This window comes from Pseudooceanicola sp. (assembly GCF_029213205.1).
In the GTDB taxonomy this organism is placed as follows: Bacteria; Pseudomonadota; Alphaproteobacteria; order Rhodobacterales; family Rhodobacteraceae; genus Pseudooceanicola.
On record NZ_JARGNH010000050.1, the window covers coordinates 1 to 8,392 of the forward strand.

At 59.4% G+C, this 8,392-nt stretch carries 8 protein-coding genes and 3 pseudogenes; 6 read left to right on the forward strand and 5 right to left on the reverse strand.

Going from position 1 to position 8,392, the window contains the following annotated elements:
- A pseudogene (locus P1U48_RS17845) lies at positions 1–389 on the forward strand (ribonucleoside-diphosphate reductase, adenosylcobalamin-dependent); the annotation flags it as partial.
- Between the two features lie 91 nt (positions 390–480).
- Here P1U48_RS17845 and P1U48_RS17850 read toward each other — a convergent pair.
- The 3 genes from P1U48_RS17850 to P1U48_RS17860 are packed head-to-tail and all read right to left on the reverse strand — an operon-like array spanning position 481 to position 2,529.
- Positions 481–1,434 carry a GIY-YIG nuclease family protein gene (locus P1U48_RS17850; protein WP_301070641.1) on the reverse strand — a complete coding sequence of 318 codons (954 nt, stop codon included), beginning with the start codon at positions 1,432–1,434 and terminating at the stop codon, positions 481–483.
- A gap of 43 nt (positions 1,435–1,477) precedes the next feature.
- Positions 1,478–1,948 carry a hypothetical protein gene (locus P1U48_RS17855; protein ID WP_301070643.1) on the reverse strand — a complete coding sequence of 157 codons (471 nt, stop codon included), beginning with the start codon at positions 1,946–1,948 and terminating at the stop codon, positions 1,478–1,480.
- A complete protein-coding gene (locus P1U48_RS17860; protein ID WP_301070645.1) occupies positions 1,945–2,529 on the reverse strand; it encodes a restriction endonuclease subunit S in 585 nt (194 codons plus the stop codon). The genes P1U48_RS17855 and P1U48_RS17860 overlap by 4 nt, the downstream gene beginning before the upstream one ends.
- On the opposite strand from P1U48_RS17860, the gene P1U48_RS17865 reads away from it, so the two are divergent.
- The 3 genes and pseudogenes from P1U48_RS17865 to P1U48_RS17870 form a co-directional block, all read left to right on the forward strand.
- Complete coding sequence (locus tag P1U48_RS17865) at positions 2,447–3,364, forward strand: hypothetical protein (protein ID WP_301070654.1); 918 nt, start codon at positions 2,447–2,449, stop codon at positions 3,362–3,364. The genes P1U48_RS17860 and P1U48_RS17865 overlap by 83 nt on opposite strands.
- Positions 3,313–3,660 (forward strand): annotated as a pseudogene (locus P1U48_RS18240) (DUF6634 family protein); the annotation flags it as partial. The gene P1U48_RS17865 and the pseudogene P1U48_RS18240, both read left to right, overlap by 52 nt.
- 57 nt (positions 3,661–3,717) lie before the next feature.
- A pseudogene (locus P1U48_RS17870) lies at positions 3,718–4,028 on the forward strand (low molecular weight phosphotyrosine protein phosphatase); the annotation flags it as partial.
- Between the two features lie 3 nt (positions 4,029–4,031).
- On the opposite strand, the gene P1U48_RS17875 reads toward P1U48_RS17870, so the two are convergent.
- Together P1U48_RS17875 and P1U48_RS17880 are read right to left on the reverse strand one after the other, a co-directional pair.
- Positions 4,032–4,337, reverse strand: coding sequence for a hypothetical protein (locus P1U48_RS17875; RefSeq protein WP_301070647.1), 306 nt, complete (start codon positions 4,335–4,337; stop codon positions 4,032–4,034).
- A 169-nt stretch (positions 4,338–4,506) separates the two neighbouring features.
- Positions 4,507–5,286, reverse strand: coding sequence for an MBL fold metallo-hydrolase (locus P1U48_RS17880; protein ID WP_301070649.1), 780 nt, complete (start codon positions 5,284–5,286; stop codon positions 4,507–4,509).
- Positions 5,287–5,481: 195 nt separating this feature from the next.
- Between P1U48_RS17880 and P1U48_RS17885 the strand changes: the two genes are divergently transcribed.
- Both P1U48_RS17885 and lepA read left to right on the forward strand, forming a co-directional pair.
- A complete protein-coding gene (locus P1U48_RS17885; RefSeq protein ID WP_301070650.1) occupies positions 5,482–6,387 on the forward strand; it encodes a BRCT domain-containing protein in 906 nt (301 codons plus the stop codon).
- A 150-nt stretch (positions 6,388–6,537) separates the two neighbouring features.
- Positions 6,538–8,340, forward strand: a complete 1,803-nt coding sequence (gene lepA, locus P1U48_RS17890; RefSeq protein ID WP_301070652.1) for a translation elongation factor 4 — start codon at positions 6,538–6,540, stop codon at positions 8,338–8,340.
- Positions 8,341–8,392: the final 52 nt, after the last annotated feature.

The window sequence follows — 8,392 nt, forward strand, 5'->3', positions numbered from 1 at the left end:
TGTTCATCAACTCCAAGAACATGGAGCATTTCGCCTGGACCGTGGCGCTGACCCGGATGATCTCGGCGGTGTTCCGGCGTGGCGGCGATGTGTCCTTTGTGGTCGAGGAAATGAAGGCGGTGTTCGATCCGCGCGGCGGCGCCTGGGTGCAGGGCAAATACATCCCCTCGATCCTGGCGGCCATCGGCGGGGTGATCGAGCGGCACATGATCGCCATCGGCTTTATCGAGGGCGAGGGGCTGGGCCTGAAGGCCGATCCGCAGGCCAAGGTTGTCGGTCTCGACAATGGTCGGCGCGGCAAGGCCTGCCCGTCCTGCGGCCAGTTCGAGATGATGATGATCGAAGGCTGCATGACCTGCGCCTCTTGTGGCTATTCGAAATGCGGCTAGGGCAATCCGGTGGCCCGGTTGAAGCGACCATCAAAACCTGACCATCGGACCTATTCCGATGACCATTTGACCATCAAGTCGTGTCCATTGCTTACTTCGTCCCGAAACGTGACATCCCCGGTAGCGACCAGCACAGCGTCTCGGCGTGGTCAAGATGGCCCCAGAAGAACTCTTTCCCGAGGCTCTCAAGGTGGCTTCCGCACTGATCCTTGAACGCTGCCTCAGCGTGCTCTGCGCTTTTCATGTCCGGAAACGGTTGCGACTTGACACGCAGGACCCACCGGCCCAAAGCCGCTGGCGGGATGCCTGCGTTCAGCTCGTCACATCGACGTTTCGGATCGTTTGACACGCCGATCTTCAGGGCGACCGCCTTATCGCCGAATGACTTCTTCCGACCGACGAAGGCGTGGCCGTCGCCGTCATACTCCGCAAGGTAGAGGTATGTGTCTCCATCCTCATAAGTTGCGGTGCGCTCGCCCTTACTCCCAGGGAAAGCCCGTGACGGCTCGAAGACCTGCCCGAAGGGCATGGCTGACGCATGTTGGTCCGTGACTGGGTCTTCGCCGAACACGTTTACCTCACGGACCTTGATCTTTAGCGCCTTGGCGACTTCTGACTTGTCAAGTTCGGCCCCGTGGACAGCAAGCGCCTGCCCCGCCTCCGGGCGGTAGGAGTTGAAGGCGATCCGGCCGATCATCACCTTCTCCTCGGTTCGCCAGGCGCGCTTGATCGGGATGGCATAGGTCCAGCGGTCAGCCCAACCTTTGTCCCGTTTTATCTGCTGCCCGAAGGCAGATGCTTTATCCGTATCGCGAATGGGCTTGGCCTCGATCTCGACGAACCCCAGCACGTAGGAGCGCAGAGTTTTTTCGGTATCCGCTGTGCTGGCGCCGTAGATCATGAGAAGATCGCCATCGCTAAGCTTGCGCAGATAAGTGTCGCGGGCTTGTTCTTGCGACCACCCGACGTAGCCATCATCCTCGGGGCCGAAGCCGTAAAACGAACGGATTCGGATACGTTTACCCTCTGGCAAGCCATTGCTCATTGTCGTTACTCCTCCAAGGTATTTCTTCGGTTGCGGCTCGCAGTCAGACAGGCGGCTCCCTCAAGACCGGTAGGCGATCGTGGTCGGCTACTTCATTCGAGAGAAACGAAAGTCGGAACAGCGAAATTGGTCTCTGACCGTTCTTCTGCATGTTGCCCGATGCCGCCCATGGGATCGCGCCCGGCCCGTTGAAGATCACTTTCATCGGGCCACCCATGGGGCGGTGAAGGACGATCAGATGTTCTGGCTCGTGACGGATGGCGACGCCTCGCCCTTGGGTCAACTTGATCTCCACGTTCCGTCCATCGCGAGATCGGGCATCATGGCCTAAAGTGGAAGCCGGGTTAAGATCGAGATCGAACATGTATGCGGCGGTGACTTCGCCGATGCTGCCAACAAGATGACCGTCGAGTGTGAACTTCCGTCCCGGGAACAGCCGCTCGAGGCGATCGGCGGCCGTATAGAGATCGTCGAGCAGGATCGCGACCTGCGCCCAGTCGACATCCTCGCTCATTCGGCGGCCTCCAGAACGCCGACCGCCGGCTCCATCGCCTCGTAGAGGAGGGATTCGAGGAGGCGGGTGCGGGTGGTGTCGGCGGTGATCAGGGCGGCCTCCAAGCGGCCACAGAGAGCCATTAGGGCGTCAACCTTTGCCACGATGCGCTGTTGTTCGGCGAGGGGCGGGAGAGGAACTAAGACCGTCTCGAGAATGCCCAGGTTGATGTTTTTTTGTGCGGTCGCCGGGGCAAATTCCAAGAGGTTCGTCTTTGCGGTCCGGATGAAATACTCGAAATAACGAGCGCTATCGAACATCGAAGCAGGCACCAGACCAACAACGCTATCTGGGAAACAAGCATCGAACTCCAAGATGCCACTGTCAGCAATATTCGCGGCGATCGTTATGCACATCGTTCCACGTGGCCAGAGCATGCTCTGCGCCAAGCCGACTTCGTTGTAGAAGCCCGTGTTAGAAGTGATCCGACCGCCTGACCGCGCGACATCCCCAGTTTGAATGAACGGAGCAGAACTTGCCCGATTGGTGGATCTCGGTCGCGTGCAGCATGAGCGCGAAGCCTTACTTCCCGCGAACGCCAAGACCCGTCTCGAGCAACCAAGTGAACTCCTGTCTTTGTTGCCCGCGGCACAACACCAGCGTGCGAGAGGGAAGGAAGGCGTTGTCCGCGCGTTTCTCGAGCTCGAGAAGGAAGGGCGAGTCTGTCGAAATGATGCGGCCATCAAGGCCGTGGAAGATACGATCACCGGTCGCGCAACCAAAATACTCAAGGGCGGAAGCCAATACGAGGATGACAGCAAGCCAAAAGGTTCAGTTACCATTCCCGAGTTCAGCCCACGCACCTTACGCCGCTGGCTGGCTGCATACGAGAGGTTCGGGATTTCCGGCTTAATTGACGGAACGCCAAAGAGGGGAAATTACAGCAGGCGGCTGTGCCCTCGGACCATGGTGATCTTAGCGGAATGTGTCCGCGGTTACATGACCCCGAAGCGCAAGACGCAGGCTACGATTTACGATGACGTCAGGCGCGCCTTCGACAAGGAGAATGCGACTCGGCGTGCAGAGGCTCGGCCGGAACTTGTGCGGCCTTCAAAGGAAACCGTGCGTCAGGCGATTTTAGCGCTCGACCCGTATCAATGCGATGTCGCTCGAGAAGGGCTTGAGTATGCGCGACGCAAGCACGCTCCGGTCGGCATCGGCCTCGCCCTCACGCGCCCCCTCCAGCGTGTAGAACTGGATACCTGGAAGATTGATCTGATATCTCTACTCGCCGACTCAGGCATTCTCAACTTCCTCAGCGATGAGGAGAAGAATGCCCTCGGTCTTACGGGGAAAGCAAAGCGCTGGTGGCTGACGGTTGCCATGTGTGCAACGACGCGCTGCATCCTCGCCATGCGGCTGTCGCGCTCGCCTTGACCAAGAAACCTGCTCAACCCCACTGGGCCAAGAAGACACGTTCCGCCGCCAAAGCTGCCGATGGTGATCCTTCCGAAACTGACCTCGCCGTTGCACCCGCGCTGAACTATTGGCGACCCCATGTATCTCAACGTGGGGCACCCATTTTGTGGGGCATGGTGTCGGGGCACCCGACACTTGCGGGCGGTTGGATCACGACCTCACAGCTTGTCGCGATTGACGCCAACCAGGGTTGGGCACGCACGGCATCCCGGTGGTCTGCGCTGGGTCGTCCATTCTCCGACTATGAGAGGACCATGGCCAAGGGTCTCGGGATGGAAGAGGCACCTTCCAGGTTCGTGCAGATTGAGGTGCCCTATGCGCCGATGCAGGCGGCGGCGCTTGCGCGCGGCTATGACCTGTCCGCACTCAGGGCGCGGCAATTCGACGTGGCGGATTTCACCCGATTCGATCTGATCCTGGCGATGGACGGTGACAATCTGGCAATGATCGAGCAATTGCGCCCCGGGGGCAGACCGCGCCGGTGCGGCTGTTCACCGATTTCGCCCCGGAAACCGGTGCAACAAAGGTGCCCGATCCCTATTACACCCGCGCGTTCGACGCGACGCTCGACCTGATCGAGCACTGCGCGCGCGGGCTGATCACGACGCTGGCCGTCAAGTAGGGCTCAGGAGCAGCTGGATTCGGCAACGGCGCCGAATTTGGTGTAACGGTCCCAAAAGGCGTTATTCCCGTTGGATTTCGACATCCGGACCTCTTCCGCCTTGTCAGGTTCGCGAAAGAACTTGGCGGCCAGGCGCTGATCCTGCCGGGTCAAGGTCTTGTCGGCGGCGTTCTGGATGCAGCCGCAAACCGCGCGGCTGGCGCCAGAGCGGTCGCTGGCCAGACAGGCGCGATTGATCGGCCCGGCCTGGGCGACGGATGCGCCGAGAGACAGGCAGGCCGCAGCGGCCAAAAGCGTAAATCGTGTCATTGGTGGTCTGTGTCCCGTTACTGTCGGGTGCCGATCCTGATGTCGGTTTCCCGGTGCCTCGGGCCTTGCCATAGCACGAATTTGGGTCAATTTTCAACATTGCCCTGGGCGGGCTGGCAAAGACTCGCCCAGGGCCGGGGGCGATGCCCGAAAAACCGGCGAAAGGCGCTCAGCCCTGCATCGCCTCGCCATACCAGGGCGCGAACTTCACTTCACTGCCAGTGCCGTCTGCCGCCACCAGCGCGGCGAATTTATCGCGGTCGCTGTCGCGGTAATGATAGGGGTAGACGAATTTCGGCTTGAACGCCGCCACCGCCGCAGCCGCCTGCTCTTCGGACATCGTATAGGGCATGTTCATCGGCAGAAATGCCACGTCGATGCCGCTCAGCGCCCGCATTTCCGGGATATCCTCGGTGTCACCGGCAATATAGACGCGCAGCCCGTCGAAATTCACCACATAGCCGTTGTCACGGCCTTGCGGGTGATACTTCAGCCGGTCCTCGGTGGTGTTATAGGCGGCAATCGCCTCGATCATCAGGCCCAGAGCCTCGGCGGATTCGCCATTGGCAATCGCGGTGGCGCGGGGGTTCAGCGCCTCGGGCAGTTGCCCATGCACCGTCGGATTGACCAGCAATACAGTCGCAGGCGCAGCAAGCGCGCTCAGTGTGTCAGGCTTGAAGTGATCGCCATGATGATGGGTGACGAGGATCAGATCGGGGGCCGGGAAGGTGGCATAGGCGGCGGTCTCGCCGACCGGATCGACATAGATGACACCCGCCGGGGTCTCCATGACGAACGAGGCATGGGCGACGGGATGAATGGTGACCGCGCCATCGGCGGCCTCATAGACATGGCTGGCATGGGCCGCGGCCATGGCGGCATAGGGCAGGACCAGCGTGGCGCCGGTGGCGGCGCTGCCGGTGATCAGGAATGAACGGCGTGTGAGCATTGGGGGCCTCCTTGCTGTGGTGCAAAGGATAGTGTGGCCCGCGGTAAAGTCGCTTCACGAATGCGTTAGCGGCGGTCGAACCTCCCTATCTGGTTGTCTCGATTTCCACTGGAAATGCCTTGGATTTTGAGTGCTAGACGGAACCACAAAGAAGGCATTATCATTTCAAATATCGGCTCAGTTCTAACAGTAATTATGTTTCAGTGGTTCAAGCGCATGAAAAAGAAGATATCATATGAATCTAAGGTTCTCTTTTCTATTCATGAAAGGATGAACACCGCAAAGAATGAGTGCTTTTTTGTTGGGTTTATTGATGGGGTGTTGGCAAATGCTCGCGTCGACACCACGGAACTGGAACCGCTCTTGGCTGAATGCGTAGCCATTTGTCGTCAGGTCGGCGACGAGGATGCGGCGGAGATCGTTATGGAAGCATCCGCCGGGCACGAGAATACGCCAGCGGAGCTTCTCCAGCTTTTGACGCTGATTGCTGAGGTGCGAAGCGCCCGCATCGACGCTGACTGCCCGCGCTCAGCAGCAAACCGACTCCTTGGTTTCTGCGCGGGAGTCAATTGTGACGCTATAATCACCACGCGCGAGGCGCGCGCTTTGCTCGACCGGATGGAAATGGAGCACGACTTGCAAGGTGATCCACGCATAGAGGCACTGAGGCACGTTCTGGTCGACTCGCTGCAAAATGAGGAAATTGACCCCGGCGAGTCTCAGGAAATCAGTCACCTGATTACCGCTTTGGTTGGCGACAGTTACGCGGACACAGGTATCCCAAGTTCTGAGGCTATCCCGGTCATTCAAGATCTTGATGAGATTGACGAATCCACTCTAGAAGGAAGCAACATCGTCTTGACCGGTGGCTTCGCTTTTGGCTCCCGCGCGAAGGTTAGTCTTAGACTGGAAGACCTCGGCGCTTGTGTTCAAGCGTCACCCTCACGAAAAACTGACATCGTTATTATTGGGACGGACGGTTCACCGCATTACACGCACAAGCATCATGGCGGTAAATTGGCTAAGGTGTTCAAACTACGGGCGTCTGGGCCAGCACCGCGAATTTATGTCGAAGCGCAATTGCATTCACTCTTGTCGTGACGATCTTGAGTTTGGTTTTCTGACGTTGATGATGGTTGGATCGTAGGTCGCTGCACATCACAAACCTTGAACTCGTGTGTCGCTTCGGCAACCCTAGGCGGGTTTTTCACACCCATTGACCGCGAACGATTTCCCCCGCATATCCCAGCCATGATTGACAGATCCCTCATCCGCAACTTCTCGATCGTGGCGCATATCGACCACGGCAAATCCACGCTTGCCGACCGGCTGATCCAGCTGACCGGCACGGTGGCCGAACGCGATATGCAGGAGCAGATGCTCGACTCGATGGATATCGAGCGTGAGCGTGGCATCACCATCAAGGCCAACACCGTGCGGATCGAATATCCGGCCAAGGACGGCAAGACCTATGTCCTGAACCTGATCGACACCCCCGGCCATGTCGACTTTGCCTATGAGGTCTCCCGCTCGATGCAGGCGGTCGAGGGGTCGTTGCTGGTGGTCGATGCCACCCAGGGGGTCGAGGCGCAGACCCTGGCCAATGTCTATCAGGCGATCGACGCGGATCATGAGATCGTGCCGGTGCTGAACAAGATCGACCTGCCGGCCTCCGAGCCCGACCGGGTGAAGGAGCAGATCGAGGACGTGATCGGGATCGAGGCCCATGACGCGGTTGAGATCAGCGCCAAGACCGGCGTCGGCATTCCCGACGTGCTTGAGGCGATTGTCACAAGGCTGCCCGCCCCGAAGGACGGCGACGCGACCAAGCCGCTGAAGGCGATGCTGGTGGACAGCAAATACGACCCCTATCTCGGCGTGGTGGTGATTGTCCGGGTGATCGACGGGGTGCTGAAAAAAGGCCAGCGGATCAAGATGATGCGCACCGGCGGCGTCTATGAGATCGACCGCATTGGCGTCTACAAACCGCAGATGGTCGAGGTGCCTGACCTCGGCCCCGGCGAGATCGGCTATATCACTGCGCAGATCAAACAGGTGCGCGACACCCGCGTCGGCGACACCATCACCACCGAAAAGAAGGGCTGCGATGCCGCGCTGCCCGGCTTCAAACCGTCGATCCCGGTGGTGTTCTGCGGGCTGTTCCCGGTCGATTCCTCGGAATTCGAGGATCTGCGCAGCGCGATCGAGAAACTGGCACTGAACGACGCCAGCTTTACCTTCGAGATGGAGACCTCGGCCGCGCTCGGCTTTGGCTTTCGCTGCGGCTTCCTCGGGTTGTTGCACCTTGAGGTGATCCGCGACCGGATCGAGCGGGAATATGACATCGACCTGATCACCACCGCGCCTTCGGTGATCTACAATATCCACATGCGCGACGGCACCATGCAGGAGCTGCACAACCCCGCCGACATGCCCGACCTGGCCCATGTCGATCATATCGAGGAGCCGCGGATCAAGGCGACGATCCTGGTGCCCGACGAATATCTCGGCGATGTGCTGAAGCTCTGCCAGGACCGGCGCGGGGTGCAGATGGACCTGACCTATGCCGGGTCAAGGGCGATGGTGGTCTATGACCTGCCGCTGAACGAGGTGGTGTTCGATTTCTACGACCGGCTGAAATCGGTGACCAAGGGCTATGCCAGCTTCGATTACCAATTGATCGGCTATCGCGAGGACGCTCTGGTGAAGATGTCGATCCTGGTGAATGACGAACCGGTCGACGCGCTGTCGATGATGGTGCACCGCGATCGGGCCGAGGCGCGCGGGCGCTCAATGTGCGAAAAGCTGAAAGACCTGATTCCGCGCCACATGTTCAAGATTCCGATCCAGGCGGCGATTGGCGGGAAAGTCATCGCGCGGGAGACCCTGGCGGCGCTGCGCAAGGACGTGACGGCGAAATGCTATGGCGGTGATGCGACGCGGAAGCGGAAATTGCTGGACAAGCAGAAGGCCGGGAAGAAGAAGATGCGGCAGTTCGGGAAAGTGGACATTCCGCAGGAGGCGTTCATCTCCGCTTTGAAGATGGACAGCTAAGTGTTCCGTCCCGGATGATCACATTGATCCTCGCCGATTGGCGCTTTTTATG

What these genes read in the sequence shown, in the direction of transcription:
- P1U48_RS17850 (WP_301070641.1), bottom strand. Translation starts at nt 1,434, where the DNA reads ATGAGCAATGGCTTGCCAGAGGGTAAACGTATCCGAATCCGTTCGTTT.
- P1U48_RS17855 (WP_301070643.1), bottom strand. Translation starts at nt 1,948, where the DNA reads ATGAGCGAGGATGTCGACTGGGCGCAGGTCGCGATCCTGCTCGACGAT.
- P1U48_RS17865 (WP_301070654.1), top strand. Translation starts at nt 2,447, where the DNA reads ATGAACGGAGCAGAACTTGCCCGATTGGTGGATCTCGGTCGCGTGCAG.
- P1U48_RS17875 (WP_301070647.1), bottom strand. Translation starts at nt 4,337, where the DNA reads ATGACACGATTTACGCTTTTGGCCGCTGCGGCCTGCCTGTCTCTCGGC.
- P1U48_RS17880 (WP_301070649.1), bottom strand. Translation starts at nt 5,286, where the DNA reads ATGCTCACACGCCGTTCATTCCTGATCACCGGCAGCGCCGCCACCGGC.
- P1U48_RS17885 (WP_301070650.1), top strand. Translation starts at nt 5,482, where the DNA reads ATGTTTCAGTGGTTCAAGCGCATGAAAAAGAAGATATCATATGAATCT.
- lepA (WP_301070652.1), top strand. Translation starts at nt 6,538, where the DNA reads ATGATTGACAGATCCCTCATCCGCAACTTCTCGATCGTGGCGCATATC.